At 72.9% G+C, this 24,152-nt stretch carries 23 protein-coding genes; 12 read left to right on the top strand and 11 right to left on the bottom strand.

The window, feature by feature from the left end; all coding sequences use genetic code 11:
• Window positions 1-7 precede the first annotated feature (7 nt).
• Window positions 8-1,387: a hypothetical protein gene (locus ABEB06_RS04930; protein ID WP_345695545.1), complete on the bottom strand. Its 1,380-nt coding sequence runs from the start codon at window positions 1,385-1,387 to the stop codon at window positions 8-10.
• Window positions 1,388-1,930: 543 nt separating this feature from the next.
• Window positions 1,931-3,886, bottom strand: coding sequence for an acetate--CoA ligase (gene acs, locus ABEB06_RS04925; RefSeq protein ID WP_345695544.1), 1,956 nt, complete (start codon window positions 3,884-3,886; stop codon window positions 1,931-1,933).
• Between the two features lie 224 nt (window positions 3,887-4,110).
• Here acs and ABEB06_RS04920 point away from each other — a divergent pair, with 224 nt between their 5' ends.
• From ABEB06_RS04920 to ABEB06_RS04895, 6 genes are all read left to right on the top strand, one after another.
• Entirely contained in the window at window positions 4,111-5,238 is a 1,128-nt protein-coding gene (locus ABEB06_RS04920) for an ROK family transcriptional regulator (RefSeq protein ID WP_345695543.1), read from the top strand.
• 174 nt (window positions 5,239-5,412) lie between these two features.
• Window positions 5,413-6,675: an ABC transporter substrate-binding protein gene (locus ABEB06_RS04915; RefSeq protein ID WP_345695542.1), complete on the top strand. Its 1,263-nt coding sequence runs from the start codon at window positions 5,413-5,415 to the stop codon at window positions 6,673-6,675.
• A 3-nt stretch (window positions 6,676-6,678) separates the two neighbouring features.
• Complete coding sequence (locus ABEB06_RS04910; RefSeq protein ID WP_345695541.1) at window positions 6,679-7,629, top strand: carbohydrate ABC transporter permease; 951 nt, start codon at window positions 6,679-6,681, stop codon at window positions 7,627-7,629.
• Window positions 7,622-8,437, top strand: coding sequence for a carbohydrate ABC transporter permease (locus ABEB06_RS04905; protein ID WP_345695540.1), 816 nt, complete (start codon window positions 7,622-7,624; stop codon window positions 8,435-8,437). The genes ABEB06_RS04910 and ABEB06_RS04905 overlap by 8 nt, the downstream gene beginning before the upstream one ends.
• Window positions 8,438-8,476: 39 nt before the next feature.
• The gene (locus ABEB06_RS04900) at window positions 8,477-9,655 is read left to right on the top strand and encodes a Gfo/Idh/MocA family protein (RefSeq protein WP_345695539.1); all 1,179 of its coding nucleotides are present in this window, start codon (window positions 8,477-8,479) and stop codon (window positions 9,653-9,655) included.
• A 142-nt stretch (window positions 9,656-9,797) separates the two neighbouring features.
• Window positions 9,798-11,858, top strand: a complete 2,061-nt coding sequence (locus ABEB06_RS04895) for a phosphocholine-specific phospholipase C (protein ID WP_345695538.1) — start codon at window positions 9,798-9,800, stop codon at window positions 11,856-11,858.
• A 15-nt stretch (window positions 11,859-11,873) separates the two neighbouring features.
• Here the strand turns inward: ABEB06_RS04895 and ABEB06_RS04890 are convergent, their stop codons facing one another.
• A complete protein-coding gene (locus ABEB06_RS04890) occupies window positions 11,874-12,827 on the bottom strand; it encodes a tyrosinase family protein (RefSeq protein ID WP_345695537.1) in 954 nt (317 codons plus the stop codon).
• A gap of 208 nt (window positions 12,828-13,035) precedes the next feature.
• On the opposite strand from ABEB06_RS04890, the gene ABEB06_RS04885 reads away from it, so the two are divergent.
• Complete coding sequence (locus ABEB06_RS04885; protein WP_345702121.1) at window positions 13,036-13,266, top strand: hypothetical protein; 231 nt, start codon at window positions 13,036-13,038, stop codon at window positions 13,264-13,266.
• 26 nt (window positions 13,267-13,292) lie between these two features.
• Here ABEB06_RS04885 and ABEB06_RS04880 read toward each other — a convergent pair whose 3' ends face one another.
• Window positions 13,293-14,003 (bottom strand): B3/B4 domain-containing protein, encoded by a 711-nt coding sequence (locus tag ABEB06_RS04880; RefSeq protein ID WP_345695536.1) that lies wholly within the window; start codon window positions 14,001-14,003, stop codon window positions 13,293-13,295.
• Window positions 14,004-14,028: 25 nt separating this feature from the next.
• Window positions 14,029-14,865, bottom strand: coding sequence for an EamA family transporter (locus ABEB06_RS04875; protein ID WP_345695535.1), 837 nt, complete (start codon window positions 14,863-14,865; stop codon window positions 14,029-14,031).
• Between the two features lie 120 nt (window positions 14,866-14,985).
• Between ABEB06_RS04875 and ABEB06_RS04870 the strand changes: the two genes are divergently transcribed.
• Window positions 14,986-15,570: a helix-turn-helix domain-containing protein gene (locus tag ABEB06_RS04870; RefSeq protein WP_345695534.1), complete on the top strand. Its 585-nt coding sequence runs from the start codon at window positions 14,986-14,988 to the stop codon at window positions 15,568-15,570.
• A gap of 19 nt (window positions 15,571-15,589) precedes the next feature.
• Here ABEB06_RS04870 and ABEB06_RS04865 read toward each other — a convergent pair whose 3' ends face one another.
• Window positions 15,590-16,156, bottom strand: a complete 567-nt coding sequence (locus ABEB06_RS04865) for a GNAT family N-acetyltransferase (RefSeq protein ID WP_345695533.1) — start codon at window positions 16,154-16,156, stop codon at window positions 15,590-15,592.
• 73 nt (window positions 16,157-16,229) lie between these two features.
• Window positions 16,230-17,177 (bottom strand): LysR family transcriptional regulator, encoded by a 948-nt coding sequence (locus ABEB06_RS04860; RefSeq protein ID WP_345695532.1) that lies wholly within the window; start codon window positions 17,175-17,177, stop codon window positions 16,230-16,232.
• 110 nt (window positions 17,178-17,287) lie between these two features.
• Between ABEB06_RS04860 and ABEB06_RS04855 the strand changes: the two genes are divergently transcribed.
• Entirely contained in the window at window positions 17,288-18,688 is a 1,401-nt protein-coding gene (locus ABEB06_RS04855; RefSeq protein WP_345695531.1) for an MFS transporter, read from the top strand.
• Between the two features lie 154 nt (window positions 18,689-18,842).
• Here the strand turns inward: ABEB06_RS04855 and ABEB06_RS04850 are convergent, their stop codons facing one another.
• Window positions 18,843-19,817, bottom strand: a complete 975-nt coding sequence (locus ABEB06_RS04850; protein WP_345695530.1) for an LLM class F420-dependent oxidoreductase — start codon at window positions 19,815-19,817, stop codon at window positions 18,843-18,845.
• Window positions 19,818-19,979: 162 nt separating this feature from the next.
• Here ABEB06_RS04850 and ABEB06_RS04845 point away from each other — a divergent pair, with 162 nt between their 5' ends.
• Window positions 19,980-20,285 (top strand): cupin domain-containing protein, encoded by a 306-nt coding sequence (locus ABEB06_RS04845; protein WP_345695529.1) that lies wholly within the window; start codon window positions 19,980-19,982, stop codon window positions 20,283-20,285.
• A 24-nt stretch (window positions 20,286-20,309) separates the two neighbouring features.
• On the opposite strand, the gene ABEB06_RS04840 is transcribed toward ABEB06_RS04845, so the two are convergent.
• The 3 genes from ABEB06_RS04840 to ABEB06_RS04830 form a co-directional block, all read right to left on the bottom strand.
• Window positions 20,310-21,836, bottom strand: a complete 1,527-nt coding sequence (locus ABEB06_RS04840; protein WP_345695528.1) for a CYTH and CHAD domain-containing protein — start codon at window positions 21,834-21,836, stop codon at window positions 20,310-20,312.
• An 83-nt stretch (window positions 21,837-21,919) separates the two neighbouring features.
• On the bottom strand, window positions 21,920-22,315 hold the full coding sequence (locus ABEB06_RS04835; protein WP_345695527.1) for a DUF6221 family protein: 396 nt from the start codon (window positions 22,313-22,315) through the stop codon (window positions 21,920-21,922).
• A 448-nt stretch (window positions 22,316-22,763) separates the two neighbouring features.
• Entirely contained in the window at window positions 22,764-23,204 is a 441-nt protein-coding gene (locus ABEB06_RS04830; protein WP_345695526.1) for a VOC family protein, read from the bottom strand.
• Window positions 23,205-23,465: 261 nt separating this feature from the next.
• Between ABEB06_RS04830 and ABEB06_RS04825 the strand changes: the two genes are divergently transcribed.
• Both ABEB06_RS04825 and ABEB06_RS04820 read left to right on the top strand, forming a co-directional pair.
• Window positions 23,466-23,639, top strand: a complete 174-nt coding sequence (locus ABEB06_RS04825) for a CsbD family protein (protein WP_345695525.1) — start codon at window positions 23,466-23,468, stop codon at window positions 23,637-23,639.
• Between the two features lie 76 nt (window positions 23,640-23,715).
• The gene (locus ABEB06_RS04820; protein WP_345695524.1) at window positions 23,716-24,066 is read left to right on the top strand and encodes a PRC-barrel domain-containing protein; all 351 of its coding nucleotides are present in this window, start codon (window positions 23,716-23,718) and stop codon (window positions 24,064-24,066) included.
• Window positions 24,067-24,152 lie beyond the last annotated feature (86 nt).

The following is a 24,152-nucleotide window of genomic DNA, read 5'->3' as shown; positions in this document are numbered from 1 at the left end:
CTCCAGGTCAGCGGCGGGAGCGGCTGCGGGTGCGGGGCAGGGGATCGGTCGGCAGGCCGTGCGCGCGGAGGGCGGCGAGTGCGCTGCGGGCGCGGCTCTCGTCCTGGGCCACGACGGCGGCGAGCAGGGCACCGTACAGCTCGGCATCGGCGTGCACCTGCGCCGCGAGGGCGCCGATGTCGGCGGCCTGACGGAGTCGCACCACCTCGCCGACCAGGCCGAGGGCGAGCGTGCGGTCCAGCGCCAGGACCACTGCCGCGACGTCGGCGGTGGGGCGCCCGGCCGCCTGCCGGAGCAGGCTGCGGACGTCTGCGGCGCGGCCCGATTCCCAGAGCCGCAGGGCGAGTTCGGCCAGTTCGGGCGCCGGTGCGGATGCCCATTCCCAGAGCAGGGTCTGCCCGTCCGCCGATTGACCGGTGCTCTCCAGGGCGGTCAGCAGGGCGGGCAGCGCGACTGCCGGGGTCGACCACAGCGCGTGGAACAGCGCGGCGGCCTCGTCCGTCTGCCCGGTCCGGCGCAGTTCGGCGAGCGTTCCGGCCGCCTGTCCGGCGGAGCTGTGGGCGACCGACCGGGCCAGGTAGCCGGCCGAGCCCGCCGGGCCGCCGGCGCGCAGCAGCGCGACCAGCCTCGCCACGTCGGCGGGGGCCAGGGTCACGGCCGCCTGGGCGACGACGGCCGCCGATTCGTGGGCCGCGCCCCGGCGGTGGAGCTCGCCCACCCGCTGGGCGAGCGCGGTGAGTTCACCGGGTGAACGCAGCGGGGCCGCCGGCGCGGCCGGTTCGGGGCGGTCCGCGTCCGCTGGGAGTGCGCCGGGGGGACGGGGCGCGGCGTCGGCGTGCTGCGCGTCCGGGGGCGCGGCCTGGACGCCGCCGAACCGGGCGCCGCGCAGGGGCTGGGCCGCGACCGGGGGGAGGACGGGCTCGACTTCGGGCTCGTACTGGTGGACGCCACCGAAGCGGGCCCCGGTGGGGCGTTTGCGGGCGGGCTGTGCGGGGCGGGCCGCCCGGCCGGTTGTCGCGCCGGCAGTCGGCGCGGCGGGAGAGTGTGGTGCGGGCCCGGCAGCCGACGGGTGCCGGTGGCCGGCCTCGGCGGTGGAGCGGGCGGAGGAGTGCCGCTCGGACTGCAGCCGGTCCTCCAGCGCGAGCAGCCGGTCGCTGAGTTCGAGGCACCGCACGCCCAGCCCTTCGCGCAGGGTCCGGGCCTGGGCGAGTTGCCGCAGGAGCTCCTGGTCGGCCGACGCCGGCGCTTGGGCGTAGTCGGCGCGGACGGCCTCGGTGAGCCGTCGCTCCCGCTGCGCCGCGAACTGCCGGGCCCGCAGCAGTTCGTCCAGCTCCGCGCGGAGCGACTGGACGTCGGCCGGGTTCGGCCCCAGTTCCTGTACCGTCATCAGGCCCTGACCTGACCTCTCTGCCGGAGGCGTCCCGACTCGCCTCCCGCGGTGGACTGGGGGACATCCTGGCCCCGCCGTACGGCGGGCGCGTTACGGAAGCGAGTCCGGACCATTTCGCCGCCGACGGCGTGCTGCGGCGGTCCCGGCTGATGCGCCGTCGGGCGCCGTTGGTGCAGAACGGCGCCCGACGGCGTGCGGAGACCCCGCCGACCCTCTTCGGCGGACGCTCCGGCCTCCCGCGCGGCCCGGACGCTCCGGCGTTCCGCCACGTCGTCGTGGCGGCTGCTGCCGGGTACGGGCCGGGCGGGAAGTCGTGTGGGGCGGGGACACGCTGCCGGTGTCCCGGGAGTTGGAGGGGACACCGGCAGCGCCGGGCGAACGGTCGGCCGACCCTCACCGGCCACCGTCCGGACGTCCCACCGCGGCCGGGGACCGGACCGTCGCATGCCGAGTGGCGGCCCCCGGCCGCGGGTGGGAGCTGGTGGACTGCCGCCGGCCCGATGTCAGGGCCGGCCGGCGGCAGTCCGGTCTGGTGGTGTGTCAGCTCTTGTTGTCGGTGGTGGGGAGTTGGGCCTGGATGAGGTTCATGACGGTGGAGTCGGCGAGGGTGGTGGTGTCGCCGACCTCGCGGCCTTCGGCGATGTCGCGGAGCAGGCGGCGCATGATCTTGCCGGAGCGGGTCTTGGGGAGTTCGGCGACGATCTTGATCTGCTTGGGCTTGGCGATCGGGCCGAGGGTCTTGCCGACGTGGTTGCGCAGGTCGGTGACGAGGTCGTCGTCGGGGGTGGCGGTGCCGCGCAGGATGACGAACGCGACGATGGCCTGGCCGGTGGTGGCATCGGTGGCGCCGACGACGGCGGACTCGGCGACGGCGGGGTGGCCGACCAGCGCGGACTCGACCTCGGTGGTGGAGATGTTGTGGCCGGAGACGAGCATGACGTCGTCGACCCGGCCGAGCAGCCAGATGTCGCCGTCCTGGTCCTTCTTGGCGCCGTCGCCGGCGAAGTACTTGCCCTCGAAGCGGGACCAGTAGGTGTCGATGTAGCGCTGGTCGTCGCCCCAGACGGTGCGCAGCATGGAGGGCCAGGGCTCGGTGAGGACGAGGTAGCCGCCGGAGCCGTCGGGGACCTCGGCGGCGTTGTCGTCGACGACGGTGGCGGCGATGCCGGGCAGCGGCCGCTGGGCGGAGCCGGGCTTGGTGTGGGTGACGCCGGGCAGGGGGCTGATCATCATGGCGCCGGTCTCGGTCTGCCACCAGGTGTCGACGATCGGGGTCTTGCCGGCGCCGATGTGCTCGCGGTACCAGATCCAGGCCTCGGGGTTGATCGGCTCGCCGACCGAGCCGAGGATCCGCAGGCTGGACAGGTCGAAGCGGGCCGGGATGTCGTCGCCCCACTTCATGAAGGTGCGGATCGCGGTGGGGGCGGTGTAGAGGATGGTGACCTTGTACTTCTGGACGATCTCCCAGAACCGGCCCTGGTGCGGGGTGTCGGGGGTGCCCTCGTAGATCACCTGGGTCGCGCCGTTGGCCAGCGGGCCGTAGGTGATGTAGGAGTGGCCGGTCACCCAGCCGATGTCGGCGGTGCACCAGTACACGTCCGACTCCGGCTTCAGGTCGAACACCGCGTGGTGGGTGTAGGCGGTCTGGGTGAGGTAGCCGCCGGAGGTGTGCAGGATGCCCTTGGGCTTGCCGGTGGTGCCGGAGGTGTAGAGGATGAACAGCGGCTGCTCGGCGTCGTGCGCCTGGGCGGTGTGTTCGGGGCTCTGGGTGTCGACCAGCTCGTGCCACCACACGTCGCGGCCCTCGGTCCAGGCCACCTGCTGGCCGGTGCGGCGCACGACCAGGACCCTCTGGACGCCGTCGACCTTGGTCAGGGCCTCGTCGATGGCGGGCTTGAGCGCGGAGGGCTTGCCGCGGCGGTAGCCGCCGTCCGCGGTGATCACCAGTTTGGCGTCGGCGTCGGCGATCCGGGAGGCCACCGCGTCGGCGGAGAAGCCGCCGAAGACCACGGAGTGGGCGGCGCCGATGCGGGCGCAGGCGAGCATCGAGATGACGGCTTCGGGGATCATGGGGAGGTAGACGGCGACGCGGTCGCCGGTGGTGACGCCGAGGGCGGTCAGGGCGTTGGCGGCCTTGGAGACCTCGTCCTTGAGCTGGGCGTAGGTGATGGTGCGGCTGTCGCCGGGTTCGCCCTCGAAGTGGATGGCGACCCGGTCGCCGTGGCCGGCCTCGACGTGGCGGTCGACGCAGTTGTGGGCGACGTTGAGCCTGCCGTCGGCGAACCACTTCGCGAACGGCGGGTTGGACCAGTCCAGGGTCTCGGTGGGCTCCACCGCCCAGTCCAGGCGCCGGGCCTGCTCGGCCCAGAACGCGAGCCGGTCCTCCAAGGCCCGGGTGTAGGCGTCCGCGGTGACGTTGGCCGAAGCGGCCAGCTCCGCGGGCGGGGCGAAACGCCGCTCCTCCTTGAGCAGATTGGCCAGGCTCTCGTTGCTCAACGCGCACTCCTCGTCTGGTCCGCCGCCCACCGGCCGGACGGTTCGAAACCCTACGCCGTTTGATCGATCTCGCGCAATACTGCCACTCTTCACGCACAATCGAGCATTGCGAGCGCAAAAGGTGGTGCCCGCCCCACCCTCCGCGGGCGGCCCGCGCTACGCGCATAGGATCGTTCGGGCGCGGCGGTCCGTCCCGGACGCCGGCACGGGCGCGAGGAGGACCGGTGCGACAGGCGAGCGGCGACGGGAGTTTCCTGCGGCGGCTCAACCAGGTCGCGGTCCTGCGGGCGCTGCGCGGGACGGAGAGCGCGACGCTGGCCGAGCTGGCCAAGGCCGCACAGCTCTCCCGCGCCACCGCCGACGGCATCGTCGAGACACTGCTGCGCGACGGCTGGGCCGAGGAGGTCGTGCCCTCGGACGGCCTGCGGGGCCGCCCGGCACGCCGGTTCGCCTTCCGGGGCGAAGCCGGGCACGTGGCGGGCGTGAGCGTCGGAGCCACCGGGGTGCTGGCCATGGTGGCGGACCTCAACGGCCGGGTGGTGGCGCGCGCCGCCGAGAGCCTGCCGTCCGACCTGCCCTCCGCGCGCCGCCTGGCGGCGGTGGTGGACCTGGTCGAACGGGCCTGCGCCGAGGCGGGGTTGACCGCCGGGGCGCTGACCGCGGTCGGCGTCGGCACCACCGGGGTGATCGACGGCGAGGGCCGGGTGGTGAAGAGCGTGGTGCTGGAGGACTGGACGGGTGTCCGCCTGCAGCAGGAGCTCGCCGCCCGGATCCCGGTGCCGCTGCGGGTCGAGAACGACATGCGGCTGGCCGTCCTGGCCGAGCACTGGCAGGGCGCCGCCCGCGGCCGACGGGACGTCATCTACCTGCACACGGGCAGCCGGATCGGCCTGGGGCTCCTGCTCGGCGGCGTCCCGCACCGGGGCTCCCACGCTGCGGCCGGGGAGCTCGGCGGGCAGCCGAACAGCCGCTGGAGCGCCTTCCACCACGTGCTCGACTTCGCCCTCTCCGCCGACCCCGGCGAGCTGCGGGCGCCTTTGCAGGCGGCGCTGTTCGCGCTGGAGCGGGCCCGGGCGGGCGACGCGCGGGCGGCGGACGCGGTGGAGGCCTTCGCGACCGGCCTGGCCGAGGGGCTGGTCACCCTGGTGACGCCGCTGGATCCGGAGCTGGTGGTGATCGGCGGCAGCCTGGCCCGGGCCGGCGAGCTGCTGGCCGGGCCGGTCCGCCGGTACCTGGAAAGTGTGTGCCTGTACCCGCCGGAGGTCGTGGTCTCCGAGCTGGGCAGCGACGCGGTCTGCGTCGGTGCGGTCCGCTTCGCCCTCGACCACGCCGAGCGCCTGCTCCTCGCCTGAGTCCTGCCACCGATTTTTCACCGTCTCTGATCAAAACGAAGGGCGGACCTCGCCGTGCAGGGTCACGTTCCGGTCTCGTGCGCTCATTGATGCTCGATTAACGCTAGAAGTAAGCATTAATGCGCGCTAGTGTCCCCTCCACGCAACCGCAACCACCCGCGGAGAGGACCGAAGATGATCAGAAGGGTGTCGGCGCTGCTGTGCGCCGGACTGCTGGTGGCCGGGGTCGCCGGCTGCTCGTCCGACTCGACCCCGTCCGGCCAGGACGGCAAGGCCGCCGGCCCGGTGACCCTCACGTACGGCATCTGGGACGCCAACCAGCAGCCCGCGATGCAGAAGATCGTGGACGCCTTCCAGGTCGCCCACCCGGACATCAGGGTCAGCATCCAGCTCACCCCGAGCGCCGACTACTGGACCAAGCTGCAGACCGCGGCCGCCTCCGGCTCCGCGCCGGACGTGTTCTGGATGAGCTCCACCCGGATCGGCCTCTACGCCGACCAGGGCCAGCTGCTGCCGCTCTCCGACCGGCCCGGCTTCGACAGCGGGAAGTTCGCCAAGGCGCTCAACGACATCTACACCCTCGGCGGCAAGCAGTACGGCATGCCGAAGGACTACGACACCATCGGCCTCTGGTACAACAAGAAGCTCTTCGACGCCGCCGGGGTGAAGTACCCGGACGCGAGCTGGACCTGGCAGGACGTCATCGACGCCTCGCAGAAGCTGACCGACCCGGCCAAGGGCGTCTGGGGCATCGCCTCCCCCTCCTGGACGCAGGAGAACCTGTACAACACCATCCACCAGGCCGGCGGCCACGTGATCTCCGCGGACAGGAAGACGTCCGGCCTCGCCGACCCGGCGTCCGTCGAGGGCCTGCGGTACGCGCTCGACTTCGTCACCAAGTACAAGACCTCGCCGACCGCGCAGCAGATGACCGACACCGACCCCTCGCAGCTGTTCGCCTCCGGCAAGGTGGCGATGTTCACCGACGGCGACTGGGACACCCTCACCTACAAGAACGCCCCCGGCCTGGTCGCCGACGTGGCGCCGCTGCCGGCCGGGCCGAAGGGCCGGGCCACCGTGGTCAACGGCCTCGGCAACGTGATCTACGCGAAGACCAAGCACGCGGCCGCCGCCTGGGAGTTCGTGAAGTTCCTCGGCGGCCGCGAGGCCAACGAGATCCAGGCCTCCACCGGCACGGTCATCCCGGCGTACGAGGGCCTGGCCGACACCTGGGTGAAGTCGACCCCGCAGTTCAACCTGCAGATTTTCGTCGACGAGTTGCAGAATGCCGTGCCGTACCCGGTCTCCAAGAACACCTCGGCCTGGAGCAAGGACACCCAGGCGCTGCTCGACAAGGTGTGGGCCGGCCAGCAGGACCTAGACAGCGCGGCCGCGCAGATGGCCGCCACCATGAACGCCGCACTGGCCAAGGAGTAGCCGGTGGCCACGATCGAAGCGACCCCCGCCGCCGCCCCGGCCGCGGCGGGGCCCCGCCCTCGTCGCAGCCGGGCCGGCGGCCACCCCCGGGAGTGGGTCTGGGGCTACCTGATGGTCCTCCCGCTGCTGGCCGGTCTCGGGGTGTTCTACCTCTGGCCGATCGCCCAGTCGGTGTACTTCAGCTTCACCGAGTGGGGCGCCTTCGGCGGCCAGCGGTGGGTGGGCACCGCCAACTACCGGGACTTCCTGTCCGACCCCGAGCTGCCGAAGGCCGCCTGGAACACCCTGCGCTACTCGCTGCTGGTGCTGCTGGCCGTCCCGCTCTCGGTGGTGCTGGCGGCCCTGCTCAACCAGGTCCGCGACCGGCACGTGGCGCTGTACCGCACGCTCTACTTCCTGCCCGTGGTCTCCATGCCGGCGGCGGTGGCGATGGTCTGGCGGTGGCTCTACAACGGCGACTACGGACTGATCAACTACCTGCTGTCGCTGGTCGGCGTGGACGGCCCGCACTGGGTGTCGGACGAGCGGTTCACCGTCTACGCGATGGCCGTGGTCGGGGTCTGGGCCTCGCTCGGCTACAACATGATCATCTTCTCCGCCGGGCTCAAGTCCATCCCCCGGCACTACTACGAGGCCGCCGCGATCGACGGCGCCGGCCGCGTCCGGCAGTTCTTCGCCGTCACCCTTCCGCTGCTCAGCCCGAGCATCTTCTTCGTCTCGGTGCTGTCGGTGATCGGCGGCCTGCAGATGTTCGACACCGTGCTGATGATGCTCGGCAAGTCCAACCCCGCGCTGGCGGGCAGCAAGACCGTCGCCTACCTCTTCTACGAGGACGCCTTCCTGGACAACCGGCAGGGCATGGCCTCCGCCGTCGCGGTCGTGCTGATGGCCGTCCTGCTGCTGCTCACCGCGGTCCAGTTCCGACTGCAGAAGAAGTGGGTCCACTATGAGTAGGCAGCAGCGGCTCTGGCCGGTCCACGTGGTGCTCGCGGTCGGCGCGGCGGCCATGGTGGCGCCGTTCTTCTGGCAACTGCTCACCTCGCTGCAGACCTTCGGCGAGGCGACCAGCGTGCCGCCCACCTTCGTCCCCGGGTGGCACTGGTCCAACTACGCGGAGGTGTTCCGCTCCACCCCGTTCCTCGCGCAGTTCGGCAACACCGTGCTGATCACGGTCGTCCGGGTCCTCACCCAGCTGCTCTTCTGCTCGATGGCGGCGTACGCCTTCGCCCGGATGCGCTTCCCCGGCCGGGACGCGCTGTTCCTGGTGATCCTCTCCGTGCTGATGGTGCCCGGCCAGCTCTACCTGCTGCCGCAGTACCGGATGGTGATGAACCTCGGGCTGCTCAACACCCTCACCGGCATCGTGCTGCCCGGGATGTTCAGCGCCTTCGGCACCTTCATGCTCCGCCAGTTCTTCCTCTCCCTGCCGCGCGACATCGAGGAGGCCGCCCGGCTGGACGGCGCCGGCCCGCTCCGGGTGTTCTGGTCGATCGTGCTGCCGCTCGCCCGGCCCGGACTGATCTCGCTCGGCGTGCTCACCGTCCTCTGGTCGTGGAACGACCTGCTCTGGCCCCTCGTGGTCACCAGCGACGCCGACCGGATGCCGCTGTCGGTCGGCCTCGCCACCCTCCAGGGCGAGCACGTCACCGACTACCCCGTCCTGATGGCCGGCTCCCTGCTGGCCAGCCTGCCGATGATCGTGATGTTCATCGCCGCCCAGCGCCGGATCACCGAGGGCATCGCCTTCACCGGCTCCAAGTGACCATCCACCAAACGTTTTCACCTGAAGGGACACCACCGAGTGGACGACCTGCGCCTCGGCGTCATCGGCCTGGGCCTGCGGCTCTCGCTGCCCCTCGCCGCCCACCGGCCCGGCCGCGGAACCGCGGTGGCCGCCCTGTGCGACACCGACCCGGCCGCGCTCGGGCGGGCGGCCGCACGCCTCGGCGTCGACGACACCTGCGCCGACTACCGCGACCTGCTGGAGCGCGAGGACGTCGACGCGATCCTGGTCGTCACCCCCGACGACACCCACGAGCGCATCGCCGTCGACTGCCTGCGGGCCGGAAAGCCTGTCTACCTCGAAAAGCCCATGCACATCACGATCGAGGGCTGCGACAACATCCTGCGCGCCGCCCACGAGAGCGGTACCCGCCTGTACGTCGGGCACAACATGCGGCACATGGGCGTGGTCCGGCAGATGCGCGAGATCATCGAACGCGGCGACATCGGCGAGCCGAAGACCGTCTGGGTGCGCCACTTCGTCGGCTACGGCGGCGACTACTACTTCAAGGACTGGCACGCCGAACGGGAGCGCACCACCGGGCTACTGCTGCAGAAGGCCGCGCACGACCTGGACGTGGTGCACTGGCTGGCGGGCGGCTACACCGAGCGGGTCAACGCCTTCGGCGACCTGATGCTCTACGGCGACCTCCCGCGCCGCGAGCCCGGCACCCCGCGCCCCGAGGGCTGGCTGAAGGAGTTCGCCTGGCCGCCGACCGAGCGGCGCGACCTCAACCACCGGATCGACGTCGAGGACGTCTCGGTGATGAACATGCGCCTGGACAACGGCGTGATCGCCGCCTACCAGCAGTGCCACTTCAGCCCGGACTACGTGCGCAACTACACCGTGATCGGCACCGAGGGACGGCTGGAGAACTTCGGTGACGACCCCGGCGCGCTGGTGCGGGTGTGGAACAGCGGCCCGAGCGGCTACCGGGCCGAGGGCGACGCCACCTACCGGGTGAAGGAGGCGCACGGCACCCACGGCGGCAGCGACGTCGCCATCGTCGAGGAGTTCGCCCGCTTCGTCCGCCACGGCGGCCGCACCGACACCTCCCCGCTCGCCGCCCGGATGGCGGTCGCCGCCGGCTACATGGCCACCTGCTCGCTGCGCGACGGCGGCCGGCCGTACGACATCCCGCCGCTGGACCGGGAGCTCACCGCGTACTTCGAGAACGGGCAGATCCGTCCGAGGTGAGTTCTGCCCGACGCGACTCTTGACGCGCCGCTGTCATGACTGGCACGTTTGCGCAGAACTGATTGAACAGTAGATGAACGATGCAGCTTTGATCAGTTCAACTCACCCTCTCCATAGCCACGTTCAAAGGTCGATCGCATCCATGGCTGATCTGAACCGTCGTCGCTTCTTCCAACTCGCCGGTGCCACCGTGGCGTTCTCCGCGCTGTCGCAGAGCATCGCGCGGGCCCAGGCGATCGCCCCGGCCGGGGTCACCGGCACGATCCAGGACGTCGAGCACATCGTCGTGCTGATGCAGGAGAACCGGTCCTTCGACCACTACTTCGGCGCGATGAAGGGCGTCCGCGGCTTCGGCGACCCCCGCCCGGTGACGCAGCCCAGCGGCAAGCCGGTCTGGTACCAGAAGGACAGCGGCAGCAAGGAGATCCTGCCGTTCCGGCCGCAGGTCGACGACCTGGGCCTGCAGTTCGTCCAGGACCTGAACCACGACTGGGCGGGCGGCCACAGGGCGTTCAACAACGGCAAGTACGACCAGTGGGTGCCCGCCAAGACCGCCACCACCATGGCGTACCTGACGCGCCAGGACATCCCGTTCCACTACGCGCTGGCGGACGCCTTCACCATCTGCGACGCCTACCACTGCTCGTTCATCGGCTCGACCGACCCGAACCGCTACTACATGTGGACGGGCTACACCGGCAACGACGGGGTGGGCGGCGGCCCGGTCCTGGGCAACCAGGAGGCCGGCTACGGCTGGATGACCTACCCCGAGCGGCTGGAGCAGGCCGGGGTGTCGTGGAAGATCTACCAGGACATCGGCGACGGCCTGAACGCGGCCGGCTCCTGGGGCTGGATCAACGACGCCTACCGCGGCAACTACGGCGACAACTCGCTGCTCTACTTCAACACCTACCGCAACGCCCAGCCCGGCAGCCCGCTGTACGAGAAGGCCCGCACCGGCACCAATGCGAAGGCGGGCGAGGGCCTGTTCGACGTCCTGCGGCGCGACGTGCAGGCCGGCACGCTGCCGAAGATCTCCTGGATCGCCGCGCCCGAGGCGTTCACCGAGCACCCGAACTGGCCCGCCAACTACGGCGCCTGGTACGTGTCGCAGGTGCTGGACGCCCTCACCTCCAACCCGGACGTGTGGGCGAAGACCGCGCTGTTCATCACCTACGACGAGAACGACGGCTTCTTCGACCACGTCGTGCCGCCGTTCCCGCCGTCCTCCGCGAACCAGGGCCTGTCGACAGTCGCCACCGGCGCGGACTGGTTCGCGGGTAACGCGAGTTACGCGGCCGGTGCGTACGGGCTCGGGCAGCGGGTGCCGATGATCGTGGTCTCGCCGTGGAGCAAGGGCGGCTTCACCTGCTCGGAGACCTTCGACCACACCTCGATCATCCGGTTCATGGAGCGGCGCTTCGGCGTCGCCGAGCCGAACATCTCGCCCTGGCGCCGCGCAATCTGCGGCGACCTGACCTCGGCCTTCGACTTCACCACGTCCGACGCGGCCGTGGCCGCGCTGCCCTCGGTGGCCGCGTACGCGCCGAAGGACAGGAACCGGCACCCCGACTACGTGCCGACCCCGCCGGCGACCGGCACCATGCCCAAGCAGGAGGCGGGCAGCAAGCCCACCCGCCCGCTCAAGTACGCGCCGTACGTGGACGGTGCGGCCAACATCAGCACCGGCAAGTACGCGCTGACCTTCAGCGCGGGCGCGGCCGCGGGCGGCCAGTTCCTGGTGACCTCCTCGAACCGCACCGACGGCCCGTGGACCTACACCACCGAAGCCGGCAAGACCATCGGCGACAGCTGGAACACCACGTACTCCAAGGGTGTCACCGACCTGACCGTGCACGGGCCGAACGGCTTCCTGCGGCGCTTCCGCAACCCCGGCAAGACCGCCGGCCCCGAGGTCGTCGCCCGCCACAACGCCGCCACCGGCAACCTCGACCTGACCTTCACCAACCCGGCCGGCGCCGACGCCGTCCTCACCGTCACCAACGCCTACGCCGGCACCCCGCAGGCCGTCACCGTCCGCAAGGGCACCACCGTCAACCTGACGCTCTCACTGGCCGGTTGCCGCAACTGGTACGACGTCACCATCACCTCCAACGTCACCACCGACTTCGTCCGCCGCCTCGCCGGACACGTCGAGACCGGCGCCCCGGGCCTCTCCGACCCGGGCCTGATCACCTACTGAGGTCGGCCTCCGGCGTCAGCCGTACGAGTAGCCGAGCGGTGTGATGTCGTCGACCTGGGCGGCCGTGGTCGGCTGCCACGGGTCGAGGACGGCGTCCGTTCCGGAGAGGGACGGGCGCCCGGAGTGGGTGAGCTGCCAGTGGTCCCAGACCCGGTCGACGTTGGCGTGCAGCAGCCAGAAGATCGGGTCCTGGGTGGCGGTCATCGGGTCGCTGATGGTGCCGTTGCACCAGTTGTGGACGTTGTTGTGGGCGTCCGTCTCCAGGTGCGAGGTGAACCCGGTGTAGGTGCGGCGGTGCTGCAGGCCGTCGATCACCGCCTGCGTGGGCAGGTGGTCGCCCGCCGCGCCGGGGACGCCGCGCTGCACGCCCGGCGGCTGCCACACCCAGTCCGGGCGGTGGTGGTCGGTGGCGTAGTCCCAGTACGGGATGGTCAGTCCGGGCTGCTTGCGCCGCAGCAGGTCCTCGCAGCGCAGCGTGTACAGGCGGTGCCAGGGCAGGAAGCGCTGGGTGCCGATCGGGCCCATCATCGAGTGCATCAGGTGGCCCATGTCGGCGTGGATCGCCGCGAACGGCTGGTACGAGTGGTCGGCGTGGGCATCCTTCAGCGCCTTGTTGAAGCGGTCCTTCGCGGCCTGGTCGAGCCGCCGGTGGTCGACCCGGACGCGGGAGAGGCTGCCCGTCAGCTGCACCAGCCAGCGGCGCACCTCCGCCACCGGGACGGTCGGCGCGCCGTCGGGCCCGGCCGCGCGGACGGCGGCGGGCGGAGCGGGGACGGTCGCCAGGTGGCGGTCCAGGCGCAGCGCCAGCGACTCCGGGTCGACGGCGGGGCGCAGCCCCCACTCGTCCTCCAGCACGCGGAGCTGCTCGCCGCTGGGGAACCGTCCAACGGGTGCGGCGACCGCGGCGGGTGCGGCGGCGGTGGTCTTCCTGGTACGGGTGGTGGCCTTCTTGCGAGGGGCGGGAGGCATGGGCGGCGGGTCCTCTCGGCAGTCCCGGTCGGCCGGTGCGGGCCGCCGGGGGCGGCTCCGGCACCGTCCACCATGAGCGGGGCGGGCGGCGAACCTGCGGCGACGCCCGGTCGTCCCGGTCGAGGACCACCCGGACGGGCGGCGTACGCCGGGCGGGGCGGGCGAATGGCCCTGTGCGGCCTGCCAGCGGTCGGTGGTGACAGCCGAGGTGGCGACGACAACGCTCGGACTCCCCTTGCTGCTGCGGCTGACCGACGGACGATCGGCCGCCCTCCGTGCCGCGGTCGGCCCCGCGCCGGGCCTGGACGCGCAGGTGCCGAGCTGCCCGGCCGTCGACCTGGTCCTCGCCCTGCGCGGGCGCATCCCGCTGGACCGGCTGGAGCCGGAGGGCGATCCCCGGCTCTTCGACCCGCTGAAGGAGTGGGAGCCGGAGGCGTAACCCGCAGGCCGCTCGGCGGCCCCGGTTCACACGGTGACGTCGGGGCTGTCCGCGCTGAGGTGGGCGACGGCGGTGCCGTCGCCGTGCGGGGCCAGGAGCGCCCGCAGCTCGTCGGCGGCGGCGGCGAGGTGGTGGCCGTCGCGGTCGGCGTGGAGGGTCTCCAGGAGGAAGGTGACGTGCGTGGAGTCGGCGGTGACGCGGGTGCGGTGCGCGTCGCGGTGGTTCCAGTGGCGGGTGAGCACGCCGGTGGTGTCGGCGTAGACGATCTCGCCGGGCCGGGGGTGCTCGACGGTGTCGGGTTCGCCGAGCGGGGTGAAGGTCTCGGTGCCGTCGGCCGGGCGGATCACGACGCCGCCGGTCACGTGCGCGAGGTCGAACGCCCCGGCGGGCAGGCCGTGGCGGACGGAGACGGCGTTGTAGGAGTCGACGGCCGGGTTGATCCGGGGCAGCAGGCCCTGCTTGGCGAGCCGGCGTCCGAGCGCGTCGACGCTGGGCCGGATCCGGCGCGGGTTGGTGCCGAAGGAGCGGTAGGCGGTGTGCCAGGCGTCGATCCGCGGGTCGCTCTCGCCGGCGGGCTGCCAGGAGCCGTCCGCGAGCTGCCGCTCCAGCGCGGCGAGGGCGGCGTCGGTGGCCGGCCAGGGCTCGTGGCCGCGCAGGCCGGTGGCGGTGACCAGGGCGATCCGGGCGTCGGGGAAGGCGGCGGCGACGGCGGGCGTCAGGTGGAAGGTCGTCGGCATGGCGGGGTCCGCTCCCAGGGGGTCGTCAGGCGAGGGCGAGCAGGCTGACGGCGACGGCGGCGACGCCGAGGCCGAGGAGCTGGCTGCGGTGGATGCGTTCGCCGAGCACGCTGCGGGCGAGCAGCACGGTGCCGGCGGGGTAGAGCGCGGTGATCACGGCGACGACGGTCAGGTCGCCGTCGCGGACGGCGAGCAGGAAGAGCAGGTTCGCGACCGAGTCCAGGACGCCGGCTGTCGCCGAGATGCCGTACGCGGGCCGCTCCTCGCCCAGTCGGCGCCGCAGCAGGAGCGCGGCGGCCAGGGTGACGGCCGAGGACACCGCGCGGCCGACGATCAGCGGGGCCACGCCGCTGCCGGAGGGCGCCCGGTCGAGGCAGACCAACTGCAGTGCGATCGCCGTGCCCGCGCCGAAGGCCAGCAGCAGCGCCGTGCGCGACGGGCGGGCCGCCCCGATCCCGGGGCCGGCGCTCACCAGGACGACGGCCGAGAGCGCGAGGACCAGGCCGAGGACGCCGGCGGTGCCGAGGTGTTCGCCCTGCAGCAGGCCGACGGCGACCGGCAGCGCTGCCGAGACCAGCGCGGTGACCGGCGAGAGCACGTTCATCGGACCGAGCGCGAGCGTCCGGTACAGCAGGACGAACGCCGCGGCGGAGGCGGCGCCGGAGGCCGCTCCCCAGCCCACCGCGGAGGCGCTGAAGTCGGCCCCGAGGAACGGCCAGATCAGCAGCTCGACGGCGAGGCTGGCGGGTGCGGCGATCAGCACCGTGCGCAGGACGTGCGCCTTGCGGGCGCCGAGTCCGCCGAGGAAGTCGGCGCACCCGTAGGCGAGGGAGCTGCCCAGGGCGAGCAGGAGAGCGATCACGGCAGATCCTTCGGCGTTACAGTGGAACGACTGAACGGTACAACGGATCGACCGGTTCGCCCAATGGAGTGACCTGGATGGTGCACTAAATTGGTCGAGCGGCGTGGAGGGGGCAGCCAGGTGAGCGAGACGGACGCCGCGCTGCGCGCGGTCGCGTACAACGTCCGGTCCGCCCGGCTGCGGGCCGGGCTGTCACTGGAGGAACTGAGCCGGCGGGCCCAGGTCAGCAAGGGCGCGCTGGTCGGACTCGAACGGGCCCAGGGCAACCCCAACCTGGCCACCCTGGTCCGGCTCGCCGACACCCTCGGCATCTCGGTGTCCGACCTGATGCAGGGCCGCACCGGGGGCCGCGTCCGGGTGGTGGCGGAGGACGCGACCGCGCCGCTCTGGACCGGGGCGCGGGGCAGCGAGGCCCGGCTGCTGCTCACCACCACCGGCCCGGTACCGGTGGAGATCTGGCGCTGGCGCCTGGAACCGGGGGAGGAGTACCCGAGCCACCCCCACCAGGCCGGCGTGGTCGAGACCGTCAGCGTCACCGCCGGCCGGATGGTCCTGCTCGTCGACGGCGTCGAGCACCCCGTCCACGCCGGCCAGACCGCGACCTTCGACGGCGACACCCCCCACGGCTACCGCGGCGCGGGCGATGCGACCTGCCACCTGATCATGACCGTCCAACTCCCCCCGGGCCCCGCCGCCACCGGCTGACACGCGGTGCGGGAACGGTTCAGGCGAGTGCCGTCACGGACTGATCGAGGACGAGTTCGTGCTCGACGGACGACTCGTCGCCCGGGACCGGGACGGAGCGGCCGCTGCGGGTGAAGCCGATCTTGCGGTAGAAGGCCTCGGCCCGCTCGTTGTCCTGGTGCACGTACAGGCGGACGCGGGAGACCTCGGGCTCGTCGAGCTCGTGGGCGAACGCGATCGCCGCGTCGAACAGGGCACGGGCCAGGCCGGTGCCGCGCTGCTCGGGGCGGACGAACACGCCGACCAGGTGGGCCTGGTCGACGGCGGTCGGCGCGCCCAGGACGTCCTGGTGGCCGGCCCGCTCGATCAGGACCGTCACCGAGCCGTCCCAGCCGCCGTCCGTCCGCTCGGCGACGAACTGCTGCGCGATCATGTCGCCGCGGGAACCGGCCGCGCGCGCCCGCCAGAACTCGTCGGGCTTGGAGGCGGCGCTGTCGTACGTGTCCAGGAAGGCGATTCCCGCGACCGGATCCCGCAGGGCCTCCAGACGCAGCTCCTTGACCTGCTGCCAGTCCTCGCCGGTGACGGCTCGTATCACGTGGTTCATGTGCCGATCCTCGGGCGCGCGCGGAGACCGGGGCAAGCGGGTTTCGGTCGGTCCTCCGCGGGCCGCTCCGGTCTCATCGGCCGGGTGGCGCCCAGGCGAGGCCGGAGAGGGCGGATCGGACCTGCCGGCGGAACCAGCGCTGCGCCGGGTCGTTGTCGTTGCGCGGGTGCCAGCCCATGGAGATGTCGATGGGCGGCAGCGGCAGGGGAATCGGCAGCGGGACGAGGCCGAGGGCGGCGACCAGGGGTGCCCCGGTCCGGGCCGGTACCTGGCTCACCAGGTCGGAGGCGGCGACGAGTTGGAGCGCGGAGGCGAAGGTCGGCATCGCCGCGACCACGCGCCGCCGCAGCCCGACGGCCTCCAGCGCGTCGTCGAGCGGTCCGCGCAGGCGACCGCGCCGGGACGGGGTGACGTGCAGGGCGCCGGCGAGCGCGGCGGGGGTGAGCGGGCCAGGGGTGAGCGGGTGGCCGGGGCGGACGACGGCGACCATCTCGTCGACGAGCAGCGGCTCGATCCGGGTCTCGGGTGCCGGGGCGGTGATCACCCGGACCTCCAGGTCGGCCGTTCCCTCGCGCAGGACCAGGTCGTCGGGGTGGGGCCCTTCGGAGAGCAGGACGACGGTCACGCCGGGCGCGGTCTGCCGCAGGCGCGGGAGGAGGCGGGTGGCGAGGGTGCCGGCGAGCAGGTCGTTGGCGATGACGGTGAACGTCCGGTCGAGCCGCGCCGGGTCGACCGGGCGGCCCTCGGCGAACAGGGCGCGCGAGCGGTCGAGGAGGGCCTTCACCTCCGCGTGCACGGCCTCCGCCCGCGGCGTCGGCACCATGGACCGCCCCGAGCGGACCAGGATCGGATCGGCGAACGCGGTGCGGATCCGCGCGAGCGTCCGGCTCATCGCGGGTGCGGACAGGCCGAGCCGGTCGGCGGCGGCCGAGACCGAGCACTCGTCGAGCAGGACGTCGAGCGCGACGAGGAGATTCAGGTCGACGTCCCGGGCCGCGGCACCCACGATTCGGTCTCCCACCTGCAGAATTGTGTCTGCTGCAATCTATTCTTGCGATACGTGCATTTGAAGTCATGGTAGTCCGCTCCTAGCGTCCCTCCCGTTGAGGTCCGAGACCCGGAGGGGACGACGTGGAGACCAAGCAACTACCGGCCGCCGAGCAGGTGGCGGCGGACCGGCCGAACGCCAGGGCGACCGTGATCCTGATGTCCCTGTGCGCGGGGACCCTGCAGGCGATGGCCGCCGCGATGAACCTCGCGGTGCCGTCGATCGCGCGGAGCGACCTGCACCCGAGCCCGACCGCCCTGGTGTGGATCGTGGACGCCTACCTGATCGCCTTCGCCTGCCTGCTGATCCCCGGCGGCGCGCTGGCCGACCGGCTCGGCCGCAAGGGCGTCCTGCTGGCAGGACTCGGCCTGTTCGCGGGCGGCGGCCTGCTCGCGGCCGCCGCCGGGAACGTACCGCTGCTGATCGCCGGGCGGCTGGTCGCCGGCGCCGGCGCGGCCCTCGCCCTGCCCGTCACCCTGGGGCTGCTGATGCTGGTCGTCCCGCAGGCCGGCCGTCCGGCCGCCGTGGCGACCTGGACCGCCTCGCTCGCCGTCGGCGGCATCCTCGGCAACGTGGTCGGCGGTGCCGTGCTCCAGTTCCTGCCCTGGCAGGGGCTGTTCCTGGTGTTCGGCACCGCTGGCGCGCTGCTCCTCGGGGCCTGCACCCTGCGGGCGCCCCGGACACCCCGGCGCGCCGTGCCGCTGGACGTCCCCGGCTCGGTGCTCCTCGCCGCCGCGATCGTCGCGCTGATCCACGGGCTGATCGAGGGCCGCGAGCGCGGCTGGACCTCCGCCTGGGTGCTCGGCTCCTTCGCCGCCGCCGTCCTGATCGCCCTGGTGTACGTCCGCGTCGCGCTGCGCCGCGGCCAGCCGCTGCTCGACCCGCGGGTGTTCGCGCTGCGCCCCGTGCGGGCCGGCACCATCGGCGTCACGGTGGCGTTCGCCGGGGCGTTCGCCATGTTCTACGTCAACGCCCAGTACCTGACGCTCGCCCACGGCTACTCCCTCGCGCTGGCGGGCTTCGCCATCGCGCCGATCGCCGTCGCGATGACGCTCGCCTCGCGGTCCTCCACCGGGCTGGTGAAGCGCTGGGGCACCAAGCGGGTGGTGGCCCTCGGCTTCGCCGGGATGGTCGTCGGCCTCGGCGCCTTCTCCTTCGTCGGCGTGGGCACCCCGTACGCCCTGTACGTCCTCTGCCCGGCGTTGGCCCTGGCCGGGATGGGCCTGGCCCTGCCCTCGCTCTCCGGCGGCATCATGACCGCCGTGCCCGCCGACCGGGCCGGGATGGGCTCCGGCCTCAACGGCGCCGCCCGCGAGGTCGGCAGCGCCGTCGGCGTCGCGGCCATGGGCACCGCACTCGGCGCCAACGCCGCAGGCACCGGCGCGTCCGCCGCGGCACTCGGCGCCGCGATGGACTCCGGCTTCCGCGTCGTCGCCGTCGCGGTGGCGCTGGCCGCCGTCCTCGTCGTCCGCTGGACCGACTGAGCCCCGGCCCCGCGCACCGACCGCTGACGCCCGGGCCCCCGTTCCAGGGGTCACCCGGGCTCCGGTCACCCGGGCTCCGCTCCTCCGGTGACGGGACCGGGCGGGGCGGGACCGGTCGGGGCGGGACCGGTCGGGACCGGGCGGGGCGGGAGGATCAGGGCCAGAACTCCGTGCGCAGCGCCGGCAGCAGGGTGCTCTCGGCCCAGTCGATGAACGCGGGTTGGCTGTCGCCGCCGACCTGGATGAGCGCGACCTCGTCGAACCCGGCCTCCACGAACGGCCGGACGGCGTCGACGAAGTCCTCGACCCGGTCGCCGCAGGGGATCGCGTCGGCGACGTCCTCCGGCCGGACGAAGCGGCTGGCGGCCGCGAACCCGGCCGTTCCGGGCAGGTCGGCGTTGACCTTCCAGCCGCCGCCAAACCAGCGGAACTGCTCGTGCGCCCGGCGGACGGCGGCGTCCCGGTCGGTGTCCCAGCACACCGGCAGCTGGCCCACGGCCGGCTTCCCCGCGCCGCCGTGCCGCGCGAAACCTGCGACCAGTTCCGGGTCCGGCTCGACCGCGATCACCAGGTCGGCCAGCTGCCCGGCCAGTTCGCAGGAGTCCGGGCCCGACACGGCCACGCCGATCGGCGGCGGCCGGTCCGGCAGGTCCCAGAGCCGGGCGCCCTCGACGTCGAAGTACGTGCCGTGCCGGGTGACGTACCCGCCCTCGAACAGCTCCCGGATGATCCGTACCGCCTCGGCGAGCATCTCCTGGCGCACCGAGACGGCCGGCCAACCCTGCCCGACCACGTGCTCGTTGAGGTTCTCCCCGCTGCCCAGGCCGAGCCGGAACCGGCCCTCGGACAGCAACTGCACCGTGGCCGCCTTCTGCGCGACCACCACCGGGTGGTAGCGGAACGTCGGGCAGGTCACGTACGTCATCAGCGGGATCCTCGAGGTGGCCTGCGCGGCCGCGCCGAGCACCGCCCAGGCGTACGGCGCGTGGCCCTGCTCCTCCAGCCACGGGAAGTAGTGGTCCGAGACCACCGAGAAGTCGAAGCCCGCCCGTTCGGCCCCGACCACGTCCGCGACCAGGTCACGGGGCCCGCGCTGCTCGGTCATCATCGTGTATCCGATCTGCACCATGGCCCGCGTCTGCCCGGGGAGCGGCCGGCCAGTCTCCGGCAGTCTTTGCCAAACGGTCGACCAATCGGCGCTCGCGGTCGGGTAGCTTCCAAGACATCCGAGGAACGTGATGAGCGGGCCCGTTCGGCTTGACCGAGCGGGTCCGGGAGGAGGCGTGTGCCCATGAGCGTGATCGACCTGACCGGGACGGCGGCCGGACTTCCGCAGGCGTGGAGCTCGCTCCTGCTGGGCCGGGTGGGAACGGCGGCGGTGAAGGTCCTGCGGATGGACGGGACGCCGGTGGCGGAGGAGAGCCACGGCGCCGACGAGGCGCTCCTCGTGCTCGACGGCCGCATGGAGCTGGTGGTGGACGGCACTCCGGTGTCGGTCCGGGCCGGAGAGCTGTACCTGGTCGCGGCGGGGACGGCGCACGCGGTCGCTCCGGGCAGCCGCGGCACGCTGGTGATCGTGGAGCTCCCCGAGAGCTGACGATACGTCAGACCGGCGGCGTCGTCACAGCCCGAGCTTGCGGCCGGCCTTGGCGGCCTCCGACAACTGGCTCTCCTCGCCCGCGCGTTGGCGGGACCGCAGGACACCCAGCGCGAAGGCGATGTCGGGCGGGGCCTGGGCCGCGACCTCGTGCAGGGTCGTCTCGCCGACCGCGGCGTCCTGATGGTCGCCGAGTGCCTTGTGGATGCGCTTGGCGTGCTTCGCCTGCCGGCGGGCGCGTTTCTTCAGCAGTGGCTCGCTGCTCTCCGCGGCGTAGCGGGCCCGCTTGGCCGCCTTGCGGGCGCGGTGCAGGGCGACGTCGCGGTCGTGCCCGGCGGGCTGGGCCAGGGCGGGGCGCAGACGCTTCACGACCCGCTTCCGCTGCTTCTCCATCACCTTCCGGGCCTGCTTGCGGCCCCGGCGCGCCCGGCCGCGCAGCGGCGGATCGGCGGCGAGGTCCTCCAGCGCGTCGACGAGCGCGAAGTAGCGGGGCCGCTCCATCGCCTCGACGGCCGCGCGCCACGCGCTCGCGTACCGGTCCCGGAAGACGGTCTCCAGCAGTCGCCGGGTCGCCCGCGGCCGGAGGTCGCCCGGCAGGTCGGACGCGGCGGTGGCGAGCTGCTCGCCCATGACCTCGGCGTCCCGGGCCCGCCCGAGGATGCGGCCCAGCCGGCGCAGCTCCTTGTCGACGTCCTCCACCGCGTCCCGGCGGAGGAAACGGCGGTGCGCGGCCAGCACGCTGCGCAGGCGGCGGATGTGCACCCGCATCCGGTGCACGGAGTCGGGCTCGTCGAGCCGGACCGCCGCGTCCAGCGACTCCAGCGCGGCGATGTGGGAACGCAGGTAGGCCGTGAGGTAGTCGCCGACCGAGTCGCAGGTGTCCGGGCCGGGCGGGGGTGCGGACCCGGCGCCGCCCGGGATCGCGTCGAGGCGCGCCTTCAGGGCCCTGCCGAGCTTGGTCGGGGAGTCGGACGGCCGCAGCCCGTCCGCGAGCAGCCGCTCCTCCACGGCGTCGAGCAGCTCCGGCCCCGCCTCCCCGAGCTCCACCTCGGTCTCGGTCCAGTCCACAGGGCGGGTCGCCGGGTCGCCGGTGCTGCCGGTGCCGCCGAGCTGTTCGGCGGACACCGTGTCCCGGACGATTTCGGCGAGGGTACGCCCGTCCTCGTCCAGCAGCAGCGTCGGCTCCCGCCGCGTCCGCAGGTGGGCCACCGCGTCGAGCCGGCCGCCGCGGGCGTGGATCGCGGCACGGGCGAGGAGTTCCTCCGGCGGCCCGTCCCGCTCCCCGGCGTCCGCGGGCAGCCGGGTCTCGGTCCGGCTCCCGTCCGGCGCGGGCGTCTTCAGATGCCAGCCCGCGTCATGCCCCCCGGTGCGCCGGCGCAGCGTGACACCGCGGCGCAGCAGACGCAGATCGGGGGTGTCGAAGTACACGGCGTCGAGCCGTACCACCGGCTCCCGGCGTACCGACGCCGCTCCCGGCAGGCCGTCCGCGGCCAGCGGCGTGCGCAGGGCGCCGTCGTACGACCGCTCTGTCTCCTGGTGTTCAGTCGCCACCCCGGGCGTCTGCCCGCACCGGCCCGTCCGAATCGTCCGGATCGACGGCGCCGAGCTGCCGGTGTGCGCCGGACGGCACGGGGTCAGGCGCCGGGCGCCCACGCGGGCCGGTACTCCGGGTGACCGGTGTACGGGAGGGCGAGCAGCCGCAGCGTCCACTCCGTCGTCACCGGCGGCGGAGCGTGGCGGGCGCCGCTGTCGTCGTACAGCCACCGTCCGTCCGCCTCCTCGTGCAGCGGGCCCATCCAGTGAAGGCCGCACGACCTGCCGAAGGAATGCTCGACGGCGCAGCCCGGCGAGCAATCGGCGTTGGAGACCGCTACCAGCTGCCGCTTCACCGCCGTCTCCGCCAGCACCCGCGCCGGCGCCCAGCGCGCGACGTGGTCGCCACCGGTCGCCGGGGCGGCGGTGGCCGCACGCGCGATGCGCGCGTCCTCGTCGAGTCGGGCGCGGAGGAACGCGACCAGGTCGGAACTCATGCGCCCATCCTTCCCTGACGGCGGCGGTGCAGTCGAGCGTTCGCGCCACGCATCGACGCCGTCTTCACCCGCGGATTGATCCTCCGCGGCGGCGAGGACGGGCCGATGTCCTGGCTGCTGGTGACGACGGGTCCCCGCTGCGGTGAGGTCTGGACGGTCTCCGATGTCGGGCCCGTCCCGGTGCCGTCGGCCGACACGAGGACCTTTGGCTGAAGCCACGCCGTACCGGGCTCTCCGCCGGCCCGGGCAGACGCCACGGTTGGAGAAGCAGAGCCGTCGGCCGCGAGTGCCAGAATCACCGGCATGCCACCGTGCGACTACTTCTCCGCCCTCGACGATCGGGCCGCCGTCGCCGTCTTCCGGACGCCGGCCCGCGCGGGGGGTGGTCTGAAGGGAAGGCGTTGATGCCTGTTCAGGCGGAGCGGAGACGGCGGGAGGAGCAGGCCCGTCAGCCGATCTGTTCGGCGAGGGCGAGGAGGATGCCCGAGGGGCCGCGGAGGTAGCAGAGGCGGTAGGTGTCCTTGTACTGCGCCACCTCGCCGAGGAGTTCGGCGCCGTGGGGGCGCAGGCGGGCGATGGTGTCGTCGATGTCGTCGACGGCGAACATGACGCGGTGCAGGCCGACCGTGTTCGGCGGCGGGCTGTCGGCTCCGGCGCCGATCGGCGCGGGGTGGTGGTACTGGGCGAGCTCCAGCTTGCTGTGGCCGTCGGGGGTGCGCATCATCGCGATGTCGCTGCGGACTCCGTCGAGCCCGACGGCCTGGTCGGCGAAGTGGCCCTCGATCTGGGCCCTGCCTTCGACGATCAGGCCGAGTTCGGTGAAGAAGGCGACGGCGGCGTCCAGGTCCTCGACGATGATGCCGACGTTGTCCATCCGCTGGAGCGTCATGACGGTTCTCCCTCTGGGTGTGCGCGGCCTCTGACGCCCAGGTATACCGAGGACTGTCCCGGTGGACCGGTCTCGACACCCGGGAACGGGCTGAGATCCGGAGAACGGGCGGGGACCGGGAGAGCGGCGGCGGCCCGGTCCGGTCGCGGGTCCGTTCCGGCAGCTTTCGGGCAATCAGTCCGAAACGGGTGTGCATGGTCCCGGGAGACGGGGGCACCAGAGTGGGCAGCCGTACAGGACGTCGCGTCGAGAGGAGACGCCGTGAGCACGGGTGACAAGGCATCCCATGCGATCCGGAGAGCCAGAGGCAGGGTCGAGGAGACCCTCGGCAAGGCGCTCGGCAACGAGCGGATGACCGCGCGGGGCAGGACGGACCGGAAGGCCGGCGATCTGAAGCAGGCCGTCGAGAAGGTCAAGGACGCGTTCCGCGGCTGATGTGCGGGCGGCGGCGGCCGCCGGGCACCGGTACGCGTCGAATGCACACCGAAGTCGCAGGAAAGAGGAGGTAGTTGTGAGCACCGGTCTGTGGGGATACGGGAACGCCGAGGGCTACAGCGCGGGGAGCGACCTGACGGGGTTCCGCGTGGAGGCGGAGGACGGCCACATCGGCAAGGTCGACAAGCACACCGACGAGGTCGACTCCTCGCACATCGTGGTGGACACCGGTCCGTGGATCTTCGGCCGGGAGGTTCTGCTTCCGGCGGGGACGATCCAGCGGGTGGACGTCGAGGGCAAGACGGTCTGGGTGAACCGGACCAAGGAGGAGATCAAGAACTCCCCGGAGTTCTACCGCGACAGGCACCTCGACGACCCGGAGTACCGCGCGCAGGTCGGCGGGTACTACGGCGGCGGGATCTTCTGACCGGCTGACGCGGCAACGGCCGACGGGCGCGGGGCCCCGACCCAATGGGTCGGGGCCCCGCGCCCGTTCCCGGCGGGGAACCTGCA

The organism is Kitasatospora terrestris, assembly GCF_039542905.1.
GTDB lineage: Bacteria > Actinomycetota > Actinomycetes > Streptomycetales > Streptomycetaceae > Kitasatospora > Kitasatospora terrestris.
Note: the sequence above shows the minus strand (reverse complement) of the source record. Positions and strands in the feature narration are given on the sequence as shown.

Coding starts and splice junctions, on each gene's coding strand:
- ABEB06_RS04930 (WP_345695545.1), bottom strand. CDS start 1,387: ATGACGGTACAGGAACTGGGGCCGAACCCGGCCGACGTCCAGTCGCTC.
- ABEB06_RS04915 (WP_345695542.1), top strand. CDS start 5,413: ATGATCAGAAGGGTGTCGGCGCTGCTGTGCGCCGGACTGCTGGTGGCC.
- ABEB06_RS04905 (WP_345695540.1), top strand. CDS start 7,622: ATGAGTAGGCAGCAGCGGCTCTGGCCGGTCCACGTGGTGCTCGCGGTC.
- ABEB06_RS04895 (WP_345695538.1), top strand. CDS start 9,798: ATGGCTGATCTGAACCGTCGTCGCTTCTTCCAACTCGCCGGTGCCACC.
- ABEB06_RS04890 (WP_345695537.1), bottom strand. CDS start 12,827: ATGCCTCCCGCCCCTCGCAAGAAGGCCACCACCCGTACCAGGAAGACC.
- ABEB06_RS04880 (WP_345695536.1), bottom strand. CDS start 14,003: ATGCCGACGACCTTCCACCTGACGCCCGCCGTCGCCGCCGCCTTCCCC.
- ABEB06_RS04865 (WP_345695533.1), bottom strand. CDS start 16,156: ATGAACCACGTGATACGAGCCGTCACCGGCGAGGACTGGCAGCAGGTC.
- ABEB06_RS04850 (WP_345695530.1), bottom strand. CDS start 19,817: ATGGTGCAGATCGGATACACGATGATGACCGAGCAGCGCGGGCCCCGT.
- ABEB06_RS04845 (WP_345695529.1), top strand. CDS start 19,980: ATGAGCGTGATCGACCTGACCGGGACGGCGGCCGGACTTCCGCAGGCG.
- ABEB06_RS04835 (WP_345695527.1), bottom strand. CDS start 22,315: ATGAGTTCCGACCTGGTCGCGTTCCTCCGCGCCCGACTCGACGAGGAC.
- ABEB06_RS04830 (WP_345695526.1), bottom strand. CDS start 23,204: ATGACGCTCCAGCGGATGGACAACGTCGGCATCATCGTCGAGGACCTG.